Source organism: Nocardia sp. NPDC051570 (assembly GCF_044454005.1).
Classification (GTDB): Bacteria; Actinomycetota; Actinomycetes; order Mycobacteriales; family Mycobacteriaceae; genus Nocardia.
This window is the reverse complement of record NZ_JBITDI010000006.1, coordinates 336739-359423: the sequence shown is the minus strand read 5'-3', so window position 1 is coordinate 359423 and position 22685 is coordinate 336739. Positions and strand designations below refer to the sequence as shown.

Sequence of the window (22685 nt, the reverse complement as noted above, 5' to 3'; positions counted from 1 at the left end):
GTTACTGATTCCCTCGATACGACCGGCCGACGACGTCGGCGTACTCCTGGGCCTGGTCGAGCGCGGCCCCGACGCTGGTCCGCCCGGCGATCGCCGCGCTGATCTGCTGACTCACCCGGGTGCCGAGATCCTGGAACTCCGGAATGGTGAGGAACTGGATGCCGGTGTACGGAACCGGTTGCACCGTGGGATGTTCCGGATCGACGCCCCGCATCGCCGCGAGGGTCAGCGGACCGTAGGCCTTCGACGCCTGCTTGTACTCGGGTATCTCGTAGGTCGACAGGCGGCTGCCCGGCGGCACATGCGACCAGCCCAGGCGCTCGCCGACCATACGGATATAGCGCTTACCGGTCATCCACGAGATGAACTTCCACGCGGCATCGGCGCGGGGGCTGGACTTCGGGATGCCCAGCGACCAGGTATAGAGCCAGCCGGAATTCGGTTTACGCACTGTCGGGGCGAGGACGTAGCCGATCTTGCCGACCACCTTGGACGAGGCGGGATCCTCGAGCACCGAGACCGCGGAGGTGGCGTCGTACCACATGGCGGTGTCGCCCTGCGACAGCTGAGTGGCGCATTCGCCGAATCCGCTGGTGGCCGCGCCCGGTTCGCCGTGGGCGCGCACCAGATCGACGTAGAACCGCACGGCCGCGGTGACCTCGGGGCTGGTGAGCTGGGCATGCCAGCTCTCGTCGAACCAGCGCCCACCGAAGGTGTTGATCACGGTGTCCAGCGGCGCCAGCGCCTCGCCCCAGCCGGGCTTGCCGCGCAGGCAGATTCCGGAGCGGCCGTGGCCGGGATCGTCGAGTGTCGCGGCGAACCGCGCGACCTGATCCCAGGTGGGATTGTCGGGCATGGTCAGCCCGGCCTGGGCGAACAGATCCTTGCGGTACATGAGGAACGAGGATTCGCCGTAGAACGGCACGGAGTACATATCGCCGTGGTAGGACAGCGATGTGCGCAGCGACGGGATGAAATCCTGTTCGTCGTAACCGGGGGTGGCGCGCGCGTAGGTCGACAGGTCCACCAGCCAGCCGTTGGCCGCCCACTGCGGCGTCTCGTAGTTGCTGATCATGACGACGTCGAATTCGCCGCCGCCGGTGGCCACCGAGGAGGTGATCTTGGCGCGCGCCTCGTTCTCCGACAGCGAGACGAACTTCAGATGGATGCCCGGATTGTCGCGCTCGAACTCGTGTGACAGCGAGATCGCGTCCTGCATCTGGGAATTGGAGACCATGGCGATGGTGACCGTCTCGCCGCCGCTGCCGGTGAGCGATCCGGCCCCGGCGCATCCGGTGAGCGTCAGCACGGCGGTAATCGCGAGCGCCGCAAGCGCTTTCGTTCTCATCCGCGCACCGCTGTGTTTCATCACTCCGGTGATCGCGTGCGCCGCAGACGATCGCGTTCTCATCCGCGCCCCTCTCTCTGTTCGAGCAGCCACCGAGCGCATTCGATATCGGTGACCAGGATCGTGGCCAGGCGGCCGCGCAGGGCGCCGAGAACCGCGCCGTAGCGCGCGGCGCCTCCGGCGATCAGCACGGTCGTGCGGCAGGCTCGGACGGCGTCCAGGTCGACCGAAACCGTGCGCGCGGCAAGCGAACCCGTGATGTCGCGGCCGTCGGCGCGGAAGAAGCGGCCGCCGATCTCGCCCACCGCGCCCAGGCCGCGCAGTTCGTCGAGGATCGTGGTGTCGAGGTAGCTGCCCTCGAACAGGGTGGTGGCGGTGGAGACCGTGCCGACGCCGAACATCATGACGTCGGCCGCGCGGCCCGCGGCGAGCGCGCGGCCCAGGACCGAATCCCGGTGCAGCGCGGTCACTGTCGCGGCGTCGGCGTACAGCGGGGCGTGCAGGCGCAGCGGCGCCGCCCGCAGCTGGGAGGCGCAGCGGCCGAGGGTGAATTCGACGCCGGTCTGATAGTCCGAGGCGGTCATCGCCCCGTCCAGCTGCACCACCGTCGCGCAGCGCGCCGCCTTCGACCCCAGCTCGCGGGCGACCGCGATCGTCTCGGGCCCCCAGGTGAATCCGAGGGTGTCGGTGGGCCGCAGCCGCCGGGTCAACACGCCGACCGCGGCATGGGCCATCGATCGCAGCCCGGTCGGCGAACCCTCGATGAGCACCCCGAGTACGACCGCCTCGGTCAGGCCGAATGCCGCCTCCAGCTCGCGTTCGACCTCGCCGTGCACGGTCTCGCGCAGCTCCTCGGGCACGCCGACCTCGATGCGGACCAGGCCTTGGGCCCGGGCGCGGGCGATGAGCCGACCGGCGGTGGGCCGCGAAACGCCGAGGATGGCAGCGATTTCCGCTTGGGTGGCCCCGTCGAGGTGATACAGCTGCGCGGCCCGCAGGGCGAGGCGGACCTCGTCCGGAGTGCTGGGCTGCGGGGGCACGGCGATCACGATCATCCTCATCGATTGCGTGATCATCTGCTCACGCGGTGAGCTGCTGCTCGGGCCACGGTACCATCGCAGATGTGACGCAGGCAACACTCTCCGTTCCGACCTATGCGCGCTCCGGGTTGTCCACGGGCATCGTGCATTTCGGTGTCGGCGGCTTTCACCGCGCCCATCAGGCGATGTACGTCGACCGGCTGCTGGAGCGCGGCGGCGCCGACGAGTGGGGGATCTGCGGGGCCGGGGTGCTGCCCGGTGACCGCCGCATGCGCGATGTGCTGGCGGCGCAGCAGTGCCGATACACGCTGTCGGTACTCGGTCCCGACGGCGGCTGGGATACCCGGCTGATCGGCTCGATCCTCGAATACCGTTATGCGCCCGACGATCCCGAGGCCCTGCTCGAGAAGTTGGCCGATCCGGCGACCCGGATCGTCTCGCTCACGATCACCGAGGGCGGTTACGGAATCGACCCGGCGACGGGGGAATTCGATGAGCACAGCCCCTGGATCGCCGCGGATCTGCGCTCGAATCCGGTGCCGGTCACGGTCTTCGGCCTCGTCGTCGAGGGGCTGGCGCGGCGGCGGGCGCGCGGGCTCGCGCCGTTCACCGTGATGTCGTGCGACAACATCGAGGGCAACGGCGAGGTGGCGCGGCTCGCCTTCGGCACCTTCGCGCGGCTGCGCGATCGGGCGCTCGGCGACTGGGTGGCCGAGCGGGTGCGGTTCCCCAGCTCGATGGTGGACCGCATCACGCCGGTGACCCCGCCGGACGCCGAGGCGGAGATCCTGCGGCGCTACGGATTTCACGATCGGTGGCCGGTGATCACCGAGCAGTTCACCCAGTGGGTGCTGCAGGATTCGTTCAGCCTCGGGCGGCCCGCGTTCGAGGAGGCCGGGGTGCAGGTGGTCGACGATGTCGCGCCCTATGAGCTGATGAAGCTGCGGCTGCTCAACGCGAGCCATCAGGCGCTGGCCTACTTCGGATATCTCTGCGGTTATCGGTGGGTCAGCGATGCCGCGCGCGATCCGCTGTTCGAGCGATTCCTGTTGCGGTACATGGGCGCCGAGGCCGTGCCCACGCTGCTGCCGGTGCCCGGGGTCGACCTCGCCCGGTATCGGCGCACACTCGTCGAGCGCTTCGCGAATCCGGCGATCCGCGACACCATCGCCCGCCTGTGCGCGGAGACCTCCGATCGCATCCCGAAGTTCGTCCTACCGGTGATCCGGGAGCGGCTCGCCGCGGGCGGCGAGATCGACTGCGCCGCGGCCATTGTCGCCAGCTGGGCGCGCTATGCCGAGGGCATCGACGAACAGGGGGAGCCGATCGAGGTCGTCGACCGCCTGCGCGACCGGTTGATGCCGCTGGCCCGGCTCCAGCGTGTCGCACCGACCGCCTTCCTCGGCGATCGGGCGGTCTTCGGCGATCTGATCGATCAGCCGCGATTCGTGCGAGCCTACACCGCCGCACTCGAGTCGCTGCACACCCGCGGCGCCAGGGCCACTCTCGCCGGGCTGGTGGGCGATTCGGATCTCAGCCGGCCGTCGTAGTGCGCACGTCGGCGCCGTCGAGGCGGTGCATCAGCTCATCGGTGGTCAGGACCGCGCCGCAGCGGCGGGCGACGTAGTTGAGGGCCATCAGATGTTCCTCGCGGGAGAAGTCGGCGGTGGCGTCCAGTACGAGGAACGGGCGGATATCGCTCATGAACGCTTCCGCGGCGCTGAGCATGCAGCCCATATGGGCGTAGACGCCGGTGACCATGAGATGGTCGCGCTTGTAATAGGACAGCAGCTCGCGCAGGTCGGTGCGCTGGAAGGCGGAGTAGCGCCACTTGGTGACCTGGATATCGCGGTCGTCGGGACGCAGTTCGGCGATGACCTCGGTCTGGGCGCCGTTGGACATGCCGGTACCCCAGAAGTCGGCCAGGATGCCGCGGCGCGACGGATGCTGATCGCCCGGCTGCATGGTGTAGATCACGGGAATGCCCAAGGCGTGGCAGCGATCTCGTAACAGGGCGATATTCGCGATCAGCGCGCTGGCCGGTTCCCGGTCGTTGTCGTAGGCCGACATGAAGTACCGCTGCATATCGTGGATCAGCAGGGCCGAACGAGAGGGGACCAGCGGCCAGGACACCGCGTTGCCGACCACCTCGTCGGGAGTCGGCATGGCGTACGGGGCAATCGACGGGATGGGCATGGGATCTCCTGTGGTGTGCGTCGGTCAGGCGACGGCGGTGGGAACTTCGGCGATGCCGAGCGAGCGGAGGATGCGCCCGAACTTGCCGGTGGTCTCGGCCAGTTCGGCCGCCGGATCCGATTCGGCGACAATGCCGCCGCCCGCATGGGCGAGCAGGTCGCGGCGGTCGGCGGACAGTTCGGCGCAGCGGATGCTCACCATCCACTCGCCGTCGCCGCGGGCGTCGCACCAACCGATCGCCCCGGCGTAGAAGCCGCGATCGCCCTCGAGTTCGGCGATCAGGCGGGCCGCGTCGGCGGTGGGCGTCCCGCAGATCGCGGGCGTGGGATGCAGGGCCGCGGCCAGTTCCAGCGCGGACGGTCCGTCGGCCCGGACGGTGGCGGTGATCGGGGTGCCGATATGCCACATCTCGGGGGTGCTGGTGAGTTCCGCCGCGGGCGTGTGCACTTCGGCACATCGATCGCGCAGGACGCCGCAGACCTGGTCGACCACATAGCCGTGCTCGTGTCGATCCTTGGCGGAGGCGAGCAGGGCCGCGGCGACGGCGCGGTCGGCCTGCTCGTCGCCGAGAATGCGGCGCGCCGATCCGGCCAGCGGATGGCTGAGCACCTCGGATCCGTCGCGGCGCACGAGCACCTCGGGACTCGAGCCCACCAGATGACGGCCGGTGTACGGCGCGCCCGCGGCCGAGAGGTCGACGAGGAAGCCGTTGCCCATCGGATCGGTCGCGACCAGCTGCTCCAGGATGTCGCACGGCCGGACCGGTGCGGCCGAGCGAGCGCGAATCGTCCTGGCCAGCACGACCTTTCGCAGCGGATGGGCCGGATCGGCGAGCAGTCGCACGGCGTGGGCCACGCGCCGCAGATGGGTCTGGGGCTCGGGCACGGCGGCGGTGAACTCGAAGGTCGGCGGCGCGAGGGGCGCCGTGGGCCGGAGATCGGTGTCGCGCACCGTCACCGACCGCGGCGCCCACAGGGCCGCCGGCGCGCCGGGGTCGAAGGGCAGCGCGCCGACGATATGGGTGACCTCACCGTCGCGCAGTGCCGCGGCGGCGGCCGATGCGGAACGGAAGACGCGTCCCGCACCCCACGCACATACGGTGCGATACGGGCGGGACAGCACGAAGGCGGGTTCGGCGGAAATGGAGATCATCCTCTCTCACATATCGAGCGTCGCTCCGCCGTCCACCCGCAGATCGTGCATGGTGATGTGGCGAGCGTCGTCGGATACCAGGAAGCGGACCGCCGCGGCGATATCGGCGGGTTCGGCTATGCGTCGCAAGGGAATTCCGAGGCGGTAGTCATCGGGGTCGCCGTCGAGCACACCGGTTCGCGCGGCCTCGGGCAGCGGCTGATCGGCATCGCCGAACAGGCCACGCAGCATGGCCGTATTCGTCGATCCGGGCGAGACCATATTCACCCGCACGCCGTGCGGGGCGACCTGCAGCGCCAGTGCCCGGGTGAAGGCGGTGGCGGCGGCCTTGGACGCGCAGTAGGCGGCCATGCCGATGCGCGGTGTGCTCGCGGCGTTGGAGGTGAGCACCACGATCGCGCCGCGCCCGGCCTCGACCATCGCGCGGGCCGCGTGCTGCAGGACGTGCATGGTTCCGGTGGCGTTCACCGCGAGGCTGCGTTCCCATGCCTGCGGTGTGATGTCCAGGGCCGTACCGGAATCCATTACACCCGCGGCGTGCACGACCACATCGGCCGGGCCGTAGCGCGCGGTGAAGTCGGCGAACGCCCGGGCCACCGACTTCCCGTCGCTCACGTCGACCTCGGCGGCGTGGACGAAACCCGTTGTGCGGTCGGAGATTTCCTGTGCCACGGTGTGCACCCGGGGATCGCGGTCCCACAGTGCCACGGCCGCCGCATCGCTCGCGAGCTCCGCGGCGATGGCCGCGCCGATGCCCGCGGCCGCTCCGGTGACGACGAGCACCCGCCCGCCCGAATCGATCATGGGCATGAGGTTAGCCTAACCTTAGCAGAATAGGTATTCGTCCCACTCGTCCTCATGGAAAGAGGTGCGCCACCATGCCATCCACCGTTCTCCCCGGCTTCACGCCGTGGCCCGCGGCCGACGCGCAGCGGTATCGAGAGCTCGGCTGCTGGGCCGGAGAGACCTTCGGCGATATGCTCGCCGCCCGCGCGGCCCGCGAGCCCGAGGCCGTCGCCGTTGTGGACGATGCGCACAGCTGGAGCTACGGCGAACTCGAGCATCGGGCGCGGTCGCTGGCCACGGGACTGGCCCGGCTCGGGATCGGCCGCCAGGATCGAGTGCTGGTGCAGCTGCCCAATCGCGCCGAATTCGTCGAGGTGATCTTCGCGCTGTTCAAGCTCGGGGCGCTGCCGGTGTTCTGCCTGCCCGCGCATCGGCGGGCGGAGTTGATGCCGATCGCGGCCGCCAGCGGGGCGGTGGCGGTGATCACCTGCGGGGTGCATCAGCGCTTCGACTATGCGGCACTGGCGGATTCGATCCGCGCGGAGGTCGAGAGTCTGCGGCATCTGGTGGTCGTCACCAACGATGCCGAGGCGGCGCTGCCCGCCGGTGCGCATGCCCTCGGCGAATTCCGGGACGAGCCGGGCGATCTGCCCGCGGTGGACGCGAGTGATGTTGCGTTTCTGCAGCTTTCGGGCGGCAGCACCGGGATTCCGAAGTTGATCCCGCGCACCCATGACGACTATCACTACAGCGTGCGGCGCAGTGCCGAGATCTGCGAACTCGGCAGTGACAGCGTATATCTCGCGGCCCTGCCGGTGGCGCACAACTTTCCGATGAGCTCGCCGGGCATTCTGGGCACGCTGTGGGCCGGTGGGACGGTGGCGCTGACCGCGGATCCGACTCCGGGAGCGGCATTTCGGGCCATCGAACGGTTCGGGGTGACCATCACCGGGCTGGTGCCGCCGCTGGCGCGGTTGTGGGTGGAACGGGCCGAGGCGGGGGATACCCCGGATCTGTCCAGCCTGCGGGTGCTGCAGGTGGGTGGGGCGCGCTGCCCGGACGAGCTGGCCCGGCGTGTGGGTCCGGCGCTGGGGGTCACGTTGCAGCAGGTGTTCGGCATGGCCGAGGGGTTGGTGTGTTACACGCGCCTGGACGATCCGATCGATGTGGTGGTGCGGACGCAGGGTCGGCCGATGTCCGAACATGATCGGATCGAGGTCGTCGACGAGGCGGGCGATCCGGTGCCCGAGGGCGCGGACGGCAATCTGATCGCCCACGGGCCGTACACGATTCGCGGCTACTACGACAACCCCGAGGCCAATGCCCGCAGCTTCACCGCCGAGGGGCACTACCGCACCGGCGACATCGTGGCGGTGACGTCCGAGGGCAATCTGATCGTCAAGGGCCGCGCGGGGGATTGGGTGAACCGGGGCGGGGAGAAGGTCTCCGCCGAGGAGCTCGAGGCGTATCTGCTCGAACATCCCGGCGTGCGCGACGCGGTGATCGTCGGGACCCCCGATCCGGTTCTCGGACAGCGGATCTCGGCCTTCGTGCAGCCGAAGGATCCGGCCGATCGGCCCACCCTGGCGGGTGTGCGCGCCTTCGTGCGCGGGCGCGGGGTGGCGGCCTGGAAGATGCCGGATTCGGTGGTGATCGTGGACAGCTTCCCGGAGACCGGGGTGGGCAAGATCAGCCGCAAGGAGTTGCGGCAGGCGCTCGCCGAGGGTGCGCTCGGGAACTGATTCGGTGGTGCGGGCCGCCCCGTCCCGAGTGACGGGGCGGCCGCGCCAGCTGTTCACCGCAGGATGTCGAGCCAGGATCCCAGTACGGGATCCGATGCGAGCGTGGGGAAGTCGATATGCTCATGGCCCGCGGCGCGCCACTTCTCCACCAGGGACATGATGCGGACCGAATCCAATCCGGCGTCGAGCAGATCGGTTTCGGGGGTCAGCTCGTCCGCGGGCACGCCCAGCGCCGTGGCGACATCGGCGATCACATTCGGCGTATTCGGCATATCCGTCATTCCTCGTCGTCGAAATCGGCCACGCCGCGCTTCCAATAGCCGGCGATCAGACTGTCTTTGGGGCCCACGCCCAGTTCGGTGCGGGTCCAGCGACGCAGCGGGCGCAGTACGCCCGCCTCACCGGCGATCCATACGTAAACCCGTTCTCCCTCGGGCACTGTCACGGTGCGCACGGCCTGCTCCAGTGCGTCGCCCGTACCCGGTGCGGCCGCGCCGCGGTGCACCCAGCGCACCTGGATCCCCGGCGGCGGCGTCAGACCGATCTCCTCGGCGGCGTCGGCCACCTCGATGAAGGCCCAGCCCGATGCCTCGCGGGGCAGCCATTCCAGCCAGCGGGCGATCGCGGGCAGTGCGGTGATATCCCCGGCGAACAGGTACTTGTCGTAGGTCAGCGGAACCACCTGGCCCCCGGGCGGACCCGCGATATGCATCCGCGTTCCGGGCGTCGCCGCGAGCGCCCACTCCGAGGCGATACCGCCGGAGTGCAGGGCGAAGTCGATATCCAGTTCGCGGTCGAGCGCGCTGTGGCGGCGTACCGTGTACTCGCGCGACACCGGGCGGGGATTGCCCCAGTCCAGCATGAATCCGGCAGGCCGCGGCAGCCGCAGCACGCCCTCGGCGTCCGGAAAGATCAGGCGCACATGCTCATCGGCCACGTAGCTGTGGAAGCCCGCCAGCTCCGGTCCGCCGAAGGTGATGCGCAGCAGACCCGAGCCCAGCCGCTCGGTGCGCAGCACCTCCACCTCGTACAGCCCGATCGGGTACCCGACCCTGGCGCTCTGCGCTCCCGACAGCACCGCGGCGATGTTGTCGGCGTAGGCGGCACGATCCATCACATTCTCTCCTCGAACGGTGTCATGCGTGCTGTCTGCCTGCCGGCGCCCCGGACCGGTCGGCCTGGGCGGTCGAGCGCGCGATGGACCCGACGATCTCGCCGGTCCGCACCGCGATATTGGACAGCAGCGACGACGAGATTCCGTGCGTATGCTCGGTGCCGCCCTGCAGATAGACCCCGCCCGGCAGGGGCGCGGTCGGGATCAGCCGATAGTCGCGGGCCACCTGGACCCGGTCGTCGTCGAAGGCCACCGACTCCGCCAGCTCGCCGAGCACCTCGCGGACGTCGCCGGGACGAAATCCGGTGGCGCACACCACCGCATCGCAATCCAAGGTCTCGGTGAGCTCGGTCGGGCCGTGGGTCACATCGACCCGGACGCCGCCGTCGTAGGCATCGATGCGGCTGACCGAGGAGGCGCCGTGCATGAACAGTCGCCGTTGTCCCGCAACGCGTTCGGAGTATTCGTGTGCGTACAGCTGCTCGATCAGCGTCGGCTCGACGGCGGAATAGTTGGTGCCGCGATGGTAATCCATCAGCTTCTGGCGCAATTGCGGTGACGCGGAATAGAAATCGTCCACTGCCGCCGGGTCGAAGATCCGGTTGGCGTAGGGGCTGTCGTCGGCCGGGCTGAGCCCGTACTTGCCGAAGACCGCGTGCACCTCGGCCTCCGGATACCGTCCGTGCAGATATCCGACCACCTCCGCGGCGCTCTGTCCAGCGCCGATCACCAGGAATCTGCCGTGCCGCACCGGAGGCAATGCCGCCAGCCGGGGCAGCAGTCCGTGATTGTGGAACACACGCTCCGAGGCCGTCACACCGTGCGGCAGCCGGGCCGAAAGGCCAACGCCCATCACGATATTGCGCGCCGCCACGACACCGGTCGCGCGTCCGTCGAGGCGGATCTCGAAGCTGTCGCCGGTCGAGGTGGCCCCGACCGCCCTGGTGCCGTAGTGGACATCGGCGTTCACGGTGCGGGCCGCCCAGCGCAGATAGTCCAGGAACTCCAGCCGCGTGGGCCGGAAGGACTGCAGGTTGATGAAGTCGGTGAGCCTGCCGTGCTCGGTCAGATAGTTCAGGAAGCTGTACCGGCTGCGGACATTGCGCTGGGTCACCAGATCCTTGAGGAAGGAGATCTGCATCATCGCGCCGGGGAGCAACATTCCCGGATGCCAGTCGAAATGCGGTTTGGCCTCGATGAATCGCGCGGTCAGCCGCCGCGTCGGCGCGACGTCGCGGTTGTGTTCCTCGATCGCGATCGCCAGCGCCAGATTCGATGGGCCGAAACCGATTCCCGCGATGTCGACGACCTCGTCGCTCATTGATCTCCTCGATCTTGTGGTGGCCGAAATGACGTACAAATCGGACAGAGCGTAGCTAGGTTAGCCTAACTTTACTTCCGAGGGAAAGGTGATTCGTCCGGAGTGGGCTCGAGCCCCTAGCCGACGGGTGCGGCGTTCGAGGCGGGCGGAACGACCAGCGGCGAGCCGGTTTCCGGATCCTCGATGATGCGGCAGGTGAACCGTGGCTGTTGTGCATCAACCACACGTAGGTCTTGATACTTAGGCTTGCCTACCCTACCGTGTCGTACGTTCGGTTCACAGCCAACTCTCAGTCTGGCGGTGATGGTGTCGGAGCGTATCCGATATCCCGCCGGATGCTTTACGTATCAACTTGCCCCGCAACCGATTCGGCGCGTGCCGAGCGGGGTCGACGGCGCATGCCGTGATGAGGGAACAGAAAGGTCACTACCAGTGAAATTCACCAAGGCCGCCCTGCTGGCCGCCGCGCTCAGTACCGCGCTGGGCGTTACGGCGGGCGCGAGTCATGCCGCGCCGCAGGCGGATTCCGCCGATTCGGGTGTGATCAACTACACCTCCACCGTCACCGACGAGGCCAACGTCATCAAGACCGACGCGGGCTCGATGACGGTCGAGGACGGCGTTTTCAAGATCAAGGCGGCCAACGGCACGACCGTCGCGGGCACCGAATTGAACTTCCGCGTGGACGATTTCGTCTTCCCGATCGCCGCGCGGATCGCCGACCACACCGCCACCCTCACCCCGCAATTCGATCTGGCGCATGCGCAGTACAAGCCGGTCGCGATGCCGTTCGAGGACACCGCGCCGTGGAAGACCCCCTACGACCGTGAGCAGGCGGCCTGGTCCCGCATGACCGGCACGATGTCCCTGGGCGCGAGCATCGCCACCCTGGTGGGCGGTATCGGCGGCGGCGCGATCGGCTGCCTGCTGGGTGGCGCCGCGGGCGCGGGCATCGCCGCGGCCTCCATCGCCGGCATGTTCGCGTTCCTGCCGGCGGCCGCCGTCGGCTGCATCGCCGGCATCGCCGCCATCGGCGCGCTGGGCACGCTGGCCGGGCAGATCTTCATCACCGCGCCGATCATGATCCTGGCCGCGGCGCAGTACTTCACCACCATCAACCAGCCGTTCAACGGACCGCCGGCGAAGTAGCTCCGGCGAGCGGGGCGGCGATTGTCACGGTGTCGCCGCCCCGCTGTTTCGCCTGGTACATCGCGTTGTCCGCGCGCTGGATCAGATCGTCGACGAAGGCGGGATGTCCCGGGGCGAGCGTCGCCCCGGCGACCCCGATGCTGGCGGTGACCGATACCGAATCCATCGGTTCGGCAACGGCGCTGCGCACGCGTTCGGCGATCTCGGCCGCGGCGGCCGGGGCGGTCCGGGTGACGATCGCGAATTCCTCGCCGCCGATGCGGGAGACGATGCTGCCGCGCGGCGCGGCGGTGCGCAGCCGATCGGCGGTGCGCACCAGCACCTCGTCGCCCGCGGAATGTCCGAAGGTGTCGTTGACGGTCTTGAAGCGGTCCAGATCGATCACCAGCACGCAGATCGGTACCGGATCGGCGCGGTCGAACAGCACCGACGACTGATACTCGAGGCCGCGTCGGCTCAACAACATCGTCAGCGGATCCGACAGCATGTCGCGCCGGAACATCCAGTACCCGAACTGCAGTCCGGGCGGGACCGCGATGGCCGCGGCCATCGTCACGATCACCACCGCCGCCGTGGCGTCGTCGCCGTCGCCCAGCAGCGGAACCGCGACCGCGACGACCGACAGCAGCGCCCAGATCGTATGCCCGGCAAGGACTCTGGGGCTGTGGAAGACGCACAGATGCATACCCATGATGACCAGCAGGACCAGCCCGATCGACCGGGCGACCTGATTCGGGCTCAGCACGCACGCCGCGGTGATGACCAGATCGCCCACCGCGAACAGCGCCACCGATTCGACCGCGCCCGGCCACGGCAACAGCCACCATCGCACGAGCCACGCGATCGCCAGCGCCGAGATCAGCCAGACGATCGCCGAACCCACCGGATACTGCGGTCCGCTCGCCGACAGCATCGCCGGAGCATTCACCACCAGGGTCAGTATTCCGCCGGAGCCGACCGAGACCCGCGCCGCGCCGAGCGCCGAATGCGATGCGGTGGCACGCGTCATCCAGTCGTAGTCGACGCCCTCGCGCCACCAGGTTCGAAGCAACCGCTGTACACCGCTCATGGGACTACCCCTAGGCGTCGACCGGATCCTCGTGGATACCGAAGCCTATTGCGGTGACGTGGTCGCAAACCAGCCGGTCTACGTCACAGCTGGATATCGTCCGGATTGCCGGATTTCCGCTGCTCACCCGAGGTCGTCAGATCGTAGAAGCAGATCCGCGGTCCCGCGCCCGGCCGCGTGTACACCCGGCGGCAGTGCAGGGTGGACTTGGCGAAGACGTCGAACCAGGCCGAGCGATCGCGCGGCAGCCCCTGTCCGGTCAGCACATGGATGAGGAAGAAGTCGTCGTCGTTCTCCCGGCCGTCGTAGCGGATCTCCGGCTCACCGACCAACAGGATCTTCTGTGCGGGGAACATCTCGGCGATCTCGTCGAGCAGATCCACCACGGCCTGCTCGCCGTTGCGGAAATGCTCGTGCAGCGCGCTCATGATGCACAGTCCATCGGCCTCGAGGCATTCGGTCGGCCAGGTCTTCGGGGCGAAGGCGTCCCCGACGACGAACCGGACACGATCGGCGACACCGGACCGGCGGGCCAGATCGCCTGCCACCTCGATGGCCTCCGGGCTGATATCCAGGCCGATACCCGTGAGCGAGGGATCGCGCAGGCAGGCATCGATCACCAATTGCCCGCCGCCACAACCGATATCGAGGATCTTGCGCACGCCCCGTCCGCGCATGGCCTGCGACACCACCGGCGAGTGGAAGGTGGTGAACAGGGTGTCGCAGTGCGCGCCGAGCGCCGCGCCGTCGCGGATCACATCCTTGCCGTAGACGGCCTTACCGGTGAGCAGATCGCCGATGCGGCTGGTGACCGCGCCGTACGCGTCGATGTAGACGCCGAGCCGCGCCAGGGAGACATCGGTGGTGAGGAATTCGCCCAGTCGGGTCAGACCGTATTCCTCGCCCTGGGTCTCGAGGATGCCGCGCTGGACCAGATAGCGCAGGAATCCGGTGCCGATGGCCGGATCGATCCCGGCCAGCAGGCCGTCGGCGATCCGCCGCGGGCCCGAGCGCAGCCGCTCGAGCAGCGGGGTGTCGGCGACGGCCCGCACCGCATGGCAGACGTGCATCGCGCTGATCATCTCGGGCAGGTCCGACAGCACGAACGACTGCCACTCCCTGCGCTGCTGCTCGTCCTGGAGTTCGACGAGCTCCGGACCGTCGTGAGTGAGTGTCATGGCGTGATTCCTTCCGAAGGTGGTGTGGCCCGTCACTATTCGCAGACCGCGTAGGCGTGCCTGGCCCGCGGGCCGGCCGCGGCCCGCACGAATTCCCCGTCGTCGGTGAAGCCCGCCGCGCAGACCCGGCCCAGCGAGTACTCCGGGACGAGTTCCACGGTGTGGCCGCGGCGTTCGAGTTCGGCGACCGTCTCGGGGGCGCATGTCCGTTCGGCCACCAGCACGCCCGGCCGGTGTGCGTGCGGGGTGAAGGAGGCGGGCACCTGATCGGTGTGGAAGGCCGTGGTCTCGGTCGCGCGCTGGAAGTCGAGACCGAAATCGGCGACGTTGAGGAAGAACTGCAGCGTCCATTGGTCCTGCCGGTCGCCGCCCGGGGTGCCGAATGCGACATAGGGTCGCCCGTCCCGCAGTGCGATGGTCGGGCTCAGGGTCGTGCGCGGCCGCTTGCCCGCCGCGAGCGAATTCGGATGTCCCGGTGTGAGATACGCGCATTGGCCGCGCGTGCCGAGCGGGAAGCCGAGTCCGCCGATCGCGGGGCTGCTCTTGAGCCAGCCGCCGCTGGGGGTCGCGGCGACCATGTTGCCGTGCCGGTCGACCGCGGTGACCGTGCAGGTGTCGTTCTTGGTCGTCGTGGCCGCCAGGATCGTCGGTAATCCGTTGCGCAGCTGCGACATCCACTCCGAACTCGCCTCGGTCTCATCCGGGGCGGGCGGTTCGGGAATGAACGAGGTGCGGCCGCCGGGCGCGCCCGGGCGCAGGGTCAGCGCGGCGCGGGCCTGCACCAGCGCGCGGCGCGCCCGGGTGTAGTCCTCGTCGAGCAGGCCCGCGAGCGGCACGTCGCCGAAGTCCGGATCGCCGTACCAGGCCTCGCGATCGGCCATCGCGAGTTTGGTGCATTCGATCACGGTGTGCAGGTAATCGGCACTGTCCGAACCCATCGCGGCCAGGTCGAAGCCGTCGAGCAGCGCGAGCTGCTGCAGGAATACCGGGCCCTGCGACCACGGTCCCGGCTTGAATACCTGATAGGGCCCGTAGGCGTGGCTCGGCGCGGTCTCGACCGTCGCCTCCCAGCCGGCGAGATCGTCGGCGGTCAGCAGGCCCCGATGCCGCCGGCCGGTCGAGTCGAGCATCGGGCCCGACGCCAGGAAGTCGGAGATCTCCTCGGCGACAAAGCCTTTGTAGAAGGCGTCGTGCGCGGCCCGGATCTGCGCGTCCCGGTCGGCGGAGGCGGATTCGGCCGCCTTGATCAGGCGTTGATAGGTGTGGGCGAGCGCGGGATTGCGGAATCGGCTGCCCGCGGCGGGGGCGATGCCGCCCCGCAGGTAGATCGCACCGGAGCCGAGCCACTCGTCGCGGAACAGCGGGGCGAGCACCTCGATGGCGCGCGCGGTCTCCGGAAGTAACGGAAATCCGTTGTCCGCGTAGCCGATCGCCGGTTCCAGCACCTCGGCCAGGCGCATCGTCCCGAACTCCTCGAGCAGCCGCATCCACCCGCCGAACGCCCCCGGAACACAGGCCGACAGCAGCCCGGAGCCGGGAATGCTGGTCAGTCCGAGATCGGTGAACGTGTCGATGCCGATCGCGCCGGGCATCGGCCCCTGTCCGCAGATCGCCTGCACATCGTCGCGCCGGGCCCGATGCGCCACGATGGAGATATCCCCGCCGAGGCCGTTGAAATGCGGCTCCACCACCTGGAGCACGAATCCCGCGGCGACGGCGGCGTCGAATGCGTTGCCGCCGTTCGCCAGAATCCGCATACCCGCCGCCGAGGCGAGCCAATGGGTGCTGGCGACGGCGCCGATGGTCCCGATCAGTTCGGGCTTGGATGGAGGCATGCGACTACTCCCTACGTATCGAAAGCCGTTGGTCGGCACTGCTATTCGCTCGGGAAGATGCCGACGCCCGGCGCGAGGATGCCGCTGGGGTCGAAGCGCTTCTTCGCGGCTTGGAAGGCGGGCCAGGCGTCGCCGTAATGGGCGCGCCAGTCCTGCGGGGTGAGCCGCAGCGAGCCGATCGGGTAGAGCACCGCGCCGTATTGCTTGCGCGCGTGGGCGAGCAGGCGGTCGTTGCGGTCGAGCATCTCCTCGACGTACGCCGGATCGAGCCCCGGCGCCTCGGCCACGGTGTTGATATCCAGGACGAACAGCCAGTCCGACCCGTTCGGCTCGGGCAGTGCGGGACGCGGCCTGGTGATGTGGGTGCGCCGCTGCGGATAGAGCAGGCTGATCCCGAAGGGGCCGATATCCCGTGCGGTGAGCGAGGATTGGACCTCGGCGACGTAATCCTCGACGACCGCGCCGGACAGCCACACGTCGTACCACGGCTTGACGAGCCGATCCCAGCCGACCGTCTCCCGCATGCCGTCGACGAGCCGGTCGATCGAGAAGACGTAGTCCAGATAGCCGGTGTCGTCGACGACCGGCTCGGTGGTCAGATCCGCCAGGGCCACTGCGTCGTTCGGCGGCTCGGCCGGGTCGTAGAGGACCGTCGCGTACAGCTTGTGGGTGGGCGTGATCTCCGGTGCGTACAGCTCGGCGTAGACGTGATCGATGACGGGCCGTTCGACGAGTGTGCGCACGTCGCGGAAGAATTCGGCGTTATCGGTGTATTCCAGCACGTAGGTGCGGGCGCGTTCCTTGGCGGGCACGAGTTCGATGACGGCCTTGCTGATCACACCGCATTGACCCATGCCGCCGAGCACCGCCTCGAACAGCTCCGAATTATGCTGCGGTGAACAGCGTTCGATGGCGCCGGTCCCGGTGACGACCTCGAGTTCGCGCACGTGGTCGACCTGCAGTCCGGTGCGCAGGGCGCCGACGAGTCCGCCGAGACCGCCCACCGAGAGCGTCCCGCCGACGGTCAGCGAGGTGTAGCCGGTGACCGCGGGCGGGGTGTATCGCGGTGCATGGTCGAAACCGGCGAGAACCAGGTCCTTCCACAGGATTCCGGCGTCGACCTCGGCGACGTCCGGGCCGAGGGAATGGATGCGGTCGAGGGTGCGGTTCTCGATGACCAGCCCGTCCGAGAGGCCCTGGCCGAGCGTGGTGTGCGCGTTCCCCCTGGTCGAGACGCTGATGCCGTAGGTGCGGCAGAAGCGGATCATCGCGGCGATATCCTCCGCCGAACGCGGCCGCAGGACCGCGCCGGGCAGACGGGTGGCGATATTGCCCAGGTCGGTGGCGACCGCCCGCCGCGATGCCTCGTCGACGAGCAGCTCACCGTCCAGCGCGGGCGCGGCGGCGAACGACGGGCCTGCCGCCGCGCGCGGACCGGTGACCCAGATGCGCTCGATCGGATCGAATCCTATGATTGCGGAATTCTCCGACGAACCCACGCTTACTTCGGACACGGGCAAACTCCTTTCGGCGCAATACTTTTCTGCACCGAACATAACCGGCCCGCAATGCCCGGCACATTCACAGAACTCTCAAATTACTGTCAGAACCCCTCGAGGCGGGGGATCTGACAACAACTTGACACTTTCTCGAGCATCATTTGATTGTCCGGCCCCCGCCGCCCGCCGAGTATGGAAGCGCTGGCACTACGAGCGCATTCGCGACGGAAGGGCATCCGATGGAGCTGCTGGACATCGCGCCGAGATTCCACCACCTCGCCATTCAGACCGACGATGTGGACGCCACGATCACGTGGTACCGGGAATTCCTCGGGGCCACGGTGGAGTGGTCACTGACCAGTTTCTCGCCACTGACCCACGCACGGCTCCCCGGAATCGAGAAGCTGGCCGAGCTGAAGAAGGGGGGCGTCCGGTTCCACATCTTCGACCGGGCCGGGCACAGCCAGGACGGTCCGGACCCGCTGGGTTATCAGTATCAGCACGTCGGCATCACCGTGAGCCGGCCGCAGGATCTGGTGGAGCTGCGGCAGCGCTGGCTGCGGGTCCGCGAGCAGATCGACATTCGCTGGGCCCGTGACGAACCGCCGTCGGAGATCGTCACCGATGACGACGGCATGCAGAGCCTGTACGTGCTGGACCCCAACGGCCTCGAGCTCGAGTTCGTCTACTTCCCTGGCGCGGCATCGTGACCGGCGAAGCGCGGCCCCCGGCGCTGCACGCGCGACTGCTGTCGCTGCCGCCGATCGGCCGGGCCTTCGAGGCGTCCTCGGAGGCCGCCCATGCGACCGAGTTCGCCGACCGCGATATCCAGGCATACGAGGTCTACGGCTTCCGGCCCGTCGAGACGCAGCGGCTGTTCTGGTACCGCTGGATCGCGGGCCACCAGATCTCGTTCGTGCTGTGGCGGGCGATGTGCGATGTGGTGTCGCGGCATCCCGACGGCGTGCCGGCCGAGCGCGAGCTCGACGTGCTGGCCGCCTGTGTCGACGGGTACAGCGCGATGCTGCTGTACTCCTCCACCGTTCCCCGCGAGCACTACCACGCCTACACCCGGGTGCGAATGGCGTTGCAGCACCCCTCGTTCAGCGGCACCTGGGCGCCGGACTATCGGCCGATCCGCCGACTGTTCCGCGGCCGGTTCCCGTGGCAGAGCGATCCGTCGTGCGCGGGCCTGGGCGAGGCGATCGCGCGAAACGGCGTGACCCACGATCACATCGCCGATCACCTTGTGCCGGACGGGCGTTCGCTGCTGCAGCGGTCCGCGGGCGCGCCGGGGGTGAGTGTATCGCGGGAGAAGGAGGATCTGTACGACAACTTCTTCCTGACCGTGCGCCGCCCGATCAGCCACGCCGAGCTTGTCGCGCAGCTCGATTCGCGCATCGCCGATATCGCCGCGGATCTGGCGCACCACGGGTTGTACCCCGCCGTCGACGGTCACCATCATCCGGTGGTCACCACCGGGTCGGGGGTGATGGATCCGCTGGTCGCCGGCGCCCTGCGGGTGCTGGACCGGGCGGCCCGGCTGGTATCGCAGCTGCGGCTCGAGGATGTGCGCCCATGAAGCACGGCATCGTCCTGCTCCCCGAACACGAGTGGAAGGTCGCGGCCGAACGCTGGCGCGCCGCAGAGCAACTCGGCTATCACCACGCCTGGACCTATGACCATCTGATGTGGCGCTGGTTCGCCGACCGCCGATGGTACGGCGCGATGCCGACCCTCACCGCGGCGGCGACCGTCACCGCGTCGATCGGCCTCGGCGTGCTCGTCGCGACCCCGAACTTCCGTCATCCCGTCGCACTGGCCAAGGAGCTCGGCACCGTCGACGATATCGCCGGTGGCCGGTTGATCTGCGGATTGGGTTCGGGCGCACCGGGATACGACGCGAGCATGCTCGGCGGGCCGGATCTGAGCGCCCGCGAGCGCGCGGACCGATTCGACGCCTTCGTCGAACTGCTCGATATGGTGCTCGTACACGGCGCGGTGAGCCGATCCTCGCGCTGGTACACCGCCGCCGGGGTGAACTTCCATCCGCGGGCCGGGGACGGGCGGCGGCCGCCCTTCGCGGTGGCCGCGACCGGTCCACTGGGGATGGCACTGGCCGCCCGGTTCGCGCGGTACTGGATCACCTCCGGACCGCCCAACGACTTCCACATGCGGCCGCTGCGCGAGATCATGCCCGTGCTCCGGCAGCAGTCGCGCGCTGTCGACGCCGCCTGCGAACGCGCGGGGCGGGATCCGGCCGAGTTGTCCCGGCTGTTCGTGGCCGATGCGGCGGCCGGGGGAATCACCGGCTCGCTGGGCGCGTACGAGGATGCCGCGGGCGAGCTCGCCGAGGCGGGTTTCACCGATCTCGTCGTGCACTGGCCGCGCCCCGACGAGCCATATCAGGGCGACGAGCGAGTCGTCGTCGAATTCGCCGAGAAACATCTGGCAGGGCAGCGATGCGAGTGACGACAGTGGATATGTTCGGCGCGGCGCCCGGCCGGGGCAGCGCCTTGGATGTGCTCGTTCCGGACGATGGGGCTGACGGCGACGCGGTCGAGCATGCGCGCCGCAGCGACGCCGACGAGAGCGTACTGGTGGACGAATACTCCCGTGCGCAACGGACTTTCGCCTCGCGGATCTTCAACGCCGAAGGGGAGACGCCGTTCGCCTCGCATTCGCTGGCGGGCGTCGCCGCCTGCCTGGTCGGCCGTGGCCACCTCCCGCCGGGCGAGGTCGGCCGCGCTGCCCCGACCGGAACCCAATGGTTGTGGACCGACGGTCGTGCGGTGCGGGTGCCGTTCACGGGACCCGCTGTGCACGAGGCGATTCCGCACGATCCGGCGCTGTTCGGCCCGTACGAGGGCGCGGCGCATGCGGGCGGGGTCGGCAGGGCGTTCAACTTCGTTCGCGTGACCGAGGATCCGCTCGGACTGCCGATTCCGGATCTGGATCGGATGCGGGCGGTGGGGCTGTCCGATCTCACCTTCTTCCGCTGGGATCCGGATCGACGAGAGGTGCTGGCCCGGGTGTTCGCCCCCGGATTCGCCATCCCGGAGGACGCCGGCTGCCTGCCCGCGGCCGCCGGGCTGGGCCTGGTCGCATTCGGCCTGACCGACGGCGACCGGTCCGCCGTGACGGTGCGCCAGGTGACGCGGCACGGCACCGAATCGGTCTTCGACTGCACCGCGAGCATCCGCGACGGCGTCGCGCGGGTGACGATCGCCGGGACGATATGGGTGCCCGAGTCCGATGACCAGAAAGCGAGTGCGAGATGACAATTCGGCCGGAGCCCGCAGTGGCCATGCCATCCGGCGCCGAGTTCGCCACCGACGGCGCGATCCATCTCAACGGCAACTCCCTGGGCCCGCCGCGCACCACCCTGGTCGCCGAGCTCGACCGCATCGTGTCCGATCAGTGGGCGCGCCGGCAGGTACAGGGCTGGTTCTCCGACGGCTGGCTGGATCTGCCGCGCACGGTCGGCGACAAGCTGGCCACACTGCTCGGCGCGACGCCGGGACAGGTGGTGGTCGCGGGGGAGACGACGTCGGCGACGCTGTTCAACGTGTTGGTGGCCGCGTGCCGCCTGCGTGCCGACCGCCCGGTGCTGCTGGTGGAGGCCGAATCGTTCCCGACCGATCTGTACATCGCGAATTCGGTTGCGCGGCTGTTGGATCGGCGCCTGGTCGTCGAGTCCCGCGCGGGTTTCGACGCGTACCTGCACGAGCATGGTGACGAGGTGGCCGTGGCGGTCGCCGCGCCCGTGGACTTCCGCACGGGGGAGCGGCGCGAGATCGGGCCGACGGTCGCGCTGTGTCATCGCGTCGGGGTCGTATCGGTCTGGGATCTCAGCCATGCCGCGGGTGTGCTGCCGGTCGAACTGGACGCCAACCGGGTCGATCTCGCCGTCGGCTGCGGGTACAAGTATCTCGGCGGCGGGCCGGGTGCGCCCGCGTTCACCTATGTGTCCGCGCGACGGCAGTCGCAGGTGGACTTCCCGCTGGCCGGATGGCACGGGCACGCAAGGCCTTTCGAGATGTCGCCCACCTTCGCACCGGCCGACGGTATCGATCGGGCGCGCACGGGGACGCCGCCGGTGCTCAGCCTCGTCGGGCTGAATCACGCCCTCGATCCGCTGATCGAGGTGGGCATCGACGAATTGCACCGGCGCAGTGCCGAACTCGGCGAGCTGTTCCTCGACTGTCTTGCCGAACGCAGTCCGGAGTTGGCGGGGCGGCTCGCCTCGCCCCGCGATCCGGATCGCCGCGGCGGGCATCTGGCACTGCGGGTTTCGCAGGCCGAGCGGGTCGAGAACGCGCTCGCCGAGCGCGGCGTGCACGTCGACTCCCGGCCGCCCGATCTGATCCGATTCGCGTTCGCGCCACTGTATGTGACGCACGAACAGGTGCGCCGCGCGGTGGAGGCGCTGTGCGATGCCGTGGAAGGAGTGCGATGACAAGGGCTCCCGAGTATGTCGCCTACGCCCATATGGATCAGCTGCACGAGCTGCAGCGCCCGCGCAGTGACGCGCGGGGCGAGCTGAACTTCATCCTGCTCAGTCACGTCAAGGAGCTGCTGTTCCGCGCGGTCGCCGATGATCTCGACGTCGCTCGCAAGGCGTTGGCCCGCGATGACGCCGCCGGCGCCTGCCTGGATCTGGCGCGCGCGACCCGCACACAGCGGGTGCTCGTGACCGTGTGGGAGTCGATGAACGGCATGGCGGCCGACGAGTTCGTGGCGTTCCGGCAGGTGCTGGGCGACGCCTCGGGCAACCAGTCCTTCGCCTATCGCGCCCTGGAATTCGTGATGGGGAACCGTCCGGCGCATCAGGTCGAGGCGGCGCTGCGGGACGGTCACCCGATGCTGCGCGACGAACTGGCCAAGCCGTCGGTCTACGACGCGGCGCTGCAATACCTTGCGCGGCAAGGGTTTGCGGTTCCGGCCGACTGTGTGGCGAAACCACCGACCCAGCAACATGAGCCGCATCCACTCGTCGAGGACGTATGGCTCGAGATCTACCGCGACCGCGACCGGTACCCCGAGGCGCATCGGCTGGCCGAATCGCTGCTGGAGGTCGCCTACCAATTCTCGTGCTGGCGGGCCACGCATCTGCTCGTCGTCGAGCGGATGCTCGGCGGGAAGAGCGGCACGGCCGGCACCGATGGTGCGCCGTGGCTGCGCGCCATCAACGAACACCGATTCTTCCCCGAACTGTGGACATTTCGAACCCGGCTGTAAACCTGGAGGGACACG

General features: G+C 68.9%; 21 protein-coding genes. 9 read left to right on the top strand and 12 right to left on the bottom strand.

The features are described from left to right. Position 1: 1 nt before the first annotated feature. Both ACIA76_RS17850 and ACIA76_RS17845 read right to left on the bottom strand, forming a co-directional pair. Positions 2-1348: an extracellular solute-binding protein gene (locus ACIA76_RS17850; RefSeq protein ID WP_397152897.1), complete on the bottom strand. Its 1347-nt coding sequence runs from the start codon at positions 1346-1348 to the stop codon at positions 2-4. A gap of 59 nt (positions 1349-1407) precedes the next feature. Then, positions 1408-2403: a sugar-binding transcriptional regulator gene (locus tag ACIA76_RS17845; RefSeq protein WP_397153072.1), complete on the bottom strand. Its 996-nt coding sequence runs from the start codon at positions 2401-2403 to the stop codon at positions 1408-1410. A gap of 59 nt (positions 2404-2462) precedes the next feature. Here ACIA76_RS17845 and ACIA76_RS17840 point away from each other — a divergent pair, with 59 nt between their 5' ends. Next, a complete protein-coding gene (locus ACIA76_RS17840) occupies positions 2463-3938 on the top strand; it encodes a mannitol dehydrogenase family protein (protein WP_397153071.1) in 1476 nt (491 codons plus the stop codon). Here ACIA76_RS17840 and ACIA76_RS17835 read toward each other — a convergent pair. The 3 genes from ACIA76_RS17835 to ACIA76_RS17825 are packed head-to-tail and all read right to left on the bottom strand — an operon-like array spanning position 3922 to position 6546. Beyond that, positions 3922-4584 carry an isochorismatase family protein gene (locus tag ACIA76_RS17835; RefSeq protein ID WP_397152896.1) on the bottom strand — a complete coding sequence of 221 codons (663 nt, stop codon included), beginning with the start codon at positions 4582-4584 and terminating at the stop codon, positions 3922-3924. The two genes, ACIA76_RS17840 and ACIA76_RS17835, sit on opposite strands and share 17 nt — an antisense overlap. A 24-nt stretch (positions 4585-4608) precedes the next feature. Then, positions 4609-5736 (bottom strand): isochorismate synthase MenF, encoded by a 1128-nt coding sequence (locus tag ACIA76_RS17830; RefSeq protein ID WP_397152895.1) that lies wholly within the window; start codon positions 5734-5736, stop codon positions 4609-4611. Between the two features lie 6 nt (positions 5737-5742). After that, complete coding sequence (locus tag ACIA76_RS17825) at positions 5743-6546, bottom strand: SDR family oxidoreductase (RefSeq protein ID WP_397152894.1); 804 nt, start codon at positions 6544-6546, stop codon at positions 5743-5745. Positions 6547-6614: 68 nt separating this feature from the next. On the opposite strand from ACIA76_RS17825, the gene ACIA76_RS17820 reads away from it, so the two are divergent. Next, a complete protein-coding gene (locus ACIA76_RS17820; protein WP_397152893.1) occupies positions 6615-8264 on the top strand; it encodes a (2,3-dihydroxybenzoyl)adenylate synthase in 1650 nt (549 codons plus the stop codon). A gap of 53 nt (positions 8265-8317) precedes the next feature. Here the strand turns inward: ACIA76_RS17820 and ACIA76_RS17815 are convergent, their stop codons facing one another. From ACIA76_RS17815 to ACIA76_RS17805, 3 genes are read right to left on the bottom strand one after another with little or no spacing between them, the layout of a single operon-like run. Further along, positions 8318-8536, bottom strand: coding sequence for a phosphopantetheine-binding protein (locus ACIA76_RS17815; protein ID WP_397152892.1), 219 nt, complete (start codon positions 8534-8536; stop codon positions 8318-8320). 5 nt (positions 8537-8541) lie between these two features. Next, entirely contained in the window at positions 8542-9378 is an 837-nt protein-coding gene (locus tag ACIA76_RS17810) for a siderophore-interacting protein (RefSeq protein ID WP_397153070.1), read from the bottom strand. 22 nt (positions 9379-9400) lie between these two features. Then, positions 9401-10699: a lysine N(6)-hydroxylase/L-ornithine N(5)-oxygenase family protein gene (locus tag ACIA76_RS17805; protein ID WP_397152891.1), complete on the bottom strand. Its 1299-nt coding sequence runs from the start codon at positions 10697-10699 to the stop codon at positions 9401-9403. Between the two features lie 432 nt (positions 10700-11131). Here ACIA76_RS17805 and ACIA76_RS17800 point away from each other — a divergent pair, with 432 nt between their 5' ends. After that, positions 11132-11848 (top strand): hypothetical protein, encoded by a 717-nt coding sequence (locus ACIA76_RS17800; protein WP_397152890.1) that lies wholly within the window; start codon positions 11132-11134, stop codon positions 11846-11848. On the opposite strand, the gene ACIA76_RS17795 is transcribed toward ACIA76_RS17800, so the two are convergent. From ACIA76_RS17795 to ACIA76_RS17780, 4 genes are all read right to left on the bottom strand, one after another. Next, the gene (locus tag ACIA76_RS17795) at positions 11826-12917 is read right to left on the bottom strand and encodes a diguanylate cyclase domain-containing protein (protein ID WP_397152889.1); all 1092 of its coding nucleotides are present in this window, start codon (positions 12915-12917) and stop codon (positions 11826-11828) included. The two genes, ACIA76_RS17800 and ACIA76_RS17795, sit on opposite strands and share 23 nt — an antisense overlap. Before the next feature lie 83 nt (positions 12918-13000). Then, positions 13001-14095, bottom strand: coding sequence for a class I SAM-dependent methyltransferase (locus tag ACIA76_RS17790; protein ID WP_397152888.1), 1095 nt, complete (start codon positions 14093-14095; stop codon positions 13001-13003). Positions 14096-14130: 35 nt separating this feature from the next. Then, positions 14131-15930, bottom strand: coding sequence for a gamma-glutamyltransferase family protein (locus ACIA76_RS17785; protein ID WP_397152887.1), 1800 nt, complete (start codon positions 15928-15930; stop codon positions 14131-14133). Between the two features lie 41 nt (positions 15931-15971). Beyond that, positions 15972-17444 (bottom strand): FAD-binding protein, encoded by a 1473-nt coding sequence (locus tag ACIA76_RS17780; protein WP_397152886.1) that lies wholly within the window; start codon positions 17442-17444, stop codon positions 15972-15974. A gap of 224 nt (positions 17445-17668) precedes the next feature. On the opposite strand from ACIA76_RS17780, the gene ACIA76_RS17775 reads away from it, so the two are divergent. The 6 genes from ACIA76_RS17775 to ACIA76_RS17750 are packed head-to-tail and all read left to right on the top strand — an operon-like array spanning position 17669 to position 22670. Continuing rightward, entirely contained in the window at positions 17669-18139 is a 471-nt protein-coding gene (locus ACIA76_RS17775) for a VOC family protein (RefSeq protein ID WP_397152885.1), read from the top strand. Further along, the gene (locus ACIA76_RS17770) at positions 18136-19011 is read left to right on the top strand and encodes an L-tyrosine 3-hydroxylase (protein WP_397152884.1); all 876 of its coding nucleotides are present in this window, start codon (positions 18136-18138) and stop codon (positions 19009-19011) included. Before ACIA76_RS17775 ends, ACIA76_RS17770 begins: the two co-directional genes overlap by 4 nt. Then, complete coding sequence (locus ACIA76_RS17765; RefSeq protein WP_397152883.1) at positions 19008-19901, top strand: LLM class flavin-dependent oxidoreductase; 894 nt, start codon at positions 19008-19010, stop codon at positions 19899-19901. Before ACIA76_RS17770 ends, ACIA76_RS17765 begins: the two co-directional genes overlap by 4 nt. Next, a complete protein-coding gene (locus ACIA76_RS17760) occupies positions 19892-20710 on the top strand; it encodes a phenazine biosynthesis protein PhzF (protein WP_397152882.1) in 819 nt (272 codons plus the stop codon). Before ACIA76_RS17765 ends, ACIA76_RS17760 begins: the two co-directional genes overlap by 10 nt. Continuing rightward, complete coding sequence (locus ACIA76_RS17755; protein ID WP_397152881.1) at positions 20707-21888, top strand: aminotransferase class V-fold PLP-dependent enzyme; 1182 nt, start codon at positions 20707-20709, stop codon at positions 21886-21888. Before ACIA76_RS17760 ends, ACIA76_RS17755 begins: the two co-directional genes overlap by 4 nt. Further along, entirely contained in the window at positions 21885-22670 is a 786-nt protein-coding gene (locus ACIA76_RS17750; RefSeq protein WP_397152880.1) for a tryptophan 2,3-dioxygenase, read from the top strand. The genes ACIA76_RS17755 and ACIA76_RS17750 overlap by 4 nt, the downstream gene beginning before the upstream one ends. Positions 22671-22685 lie beyond the last annotated feature (15 nt).

Coding starts and splice junctions, on each gene's coding strand:
- ACIA76_RS17850 (WP_397152897.1), bottom strand. CDS start 1,348: ATGAGAACGAAAGCGCTTGCGGCGCTCGCGATTACCGCCGTGCTGACG.
- ACIA76_RS17845 (WP_397153072.1), bottom strand. CDS start 2,403: ATGATCGTGATCGCCGTGCCCCCGCAGCCCAGCACTCCGGACGAGGTC.
- ACIA76_RS17835 (WP_397152896.1), bottom strand. CDS start 4,584: ATGCCCATCCCGTCGATTGCCCCGTACGCCATGCCGACTCCCGACGAG.
- ACIA76_RS17830 (WP_397152895.1), bottom strand. CDS start 5,736: ATGATCTCCATTTCCGCCGAACCCGCCTTCGTGCTGTCCCGCCCGTAT.
- ACIA76_RS17825 (WP_397152894.1), bottom strand. CDS start 6,546: ATGCCCATGATCGATTCGGGCGGGCGGGTGCTCGTCGTCACCGGAGCG.
- ACIA76_RS17820 (WP_397152893.1), top strand. CDS start 6,615: ATGCCATCCACCGTTCTCCCCGGCTTCACGCCGTGGCCCGCGGCCGAC.
- ACIA76_RS17815 (WP_397152892.1), bottom strand. CDS start 8,536: ATGCCGAATACGCCGAATGTGATCGCCGATGTCGCCACGGCGCTGGGC.
- ACIA76_RS17810 (WP_397153070.1), bottom strand. CDS start 9,378: ATGGATCGTGCCGCCTACGCCGACAACATCGCCGCGGTGCTGTCGGGA.
- ACIA76_RS17805 (WP_397152891.1), bottom strand. CDS start 10,699: ATGAGCGACGAGGTCGTCGACATCGCGGGAATCGGTTTCGGCCCATCG.
- ACIA76_RS17795 (WP_397152889.1), bottom strand. CDS start 12,917: ATGAGCGGTGTACAGCGGTTGCTTCGAACCTGGTGGCGCGAGGGCGTC.
- ACIA76_RS17790 (WP_397152888.1), bottom strand. CDS start 14,095: ATGACACTCACTCACGACGGTCCGGAGCTCGTCGAACTCCAGGACGAG.
- ACIA76_RS17785 (WP_397152887.1), bottom strand. CDS start 15,930: ATGCCTCCATCCAAGCCCGAACTGATCGGGACCATCGGCGCCGTCGCC.
- ACIA76_RS17775 (WP_397152885.1), top strand. CDS start 17,669: ATGGAGCTGCTGGACATCGCGCCGAGATTCCACCACCTCGCCATTCAG.
- ACIA76_RS17765 (WP_397152883.1), top strand. CDS start 19,008: ATGAAGCACGGCATCGTCCTGCTCCCCGAACACGAGTGGAAGGTCGCG.
- ACIA76_RS17760 (WP_397152882.1), top strand. CDS start 19,892: ATGCGAGTGACGACAGTGGATATGTTCGGCGCGGCGCCCGGCCGGGGC.
- ACIA76_RS17755 (WP_397152881.1), top strand. CDS start 20,707: ATGACAATTCGGCCGGAGCCCGCAGTGGCCATGCCATCCGGCGCCGAG.
- ACIA76_RS17750 (WP_397152880.1), top strand. CDS start 21,885: ATGACAAGGGCTCCCGAGTATGTCGCCTACGCCCATATGGATCAGCTG.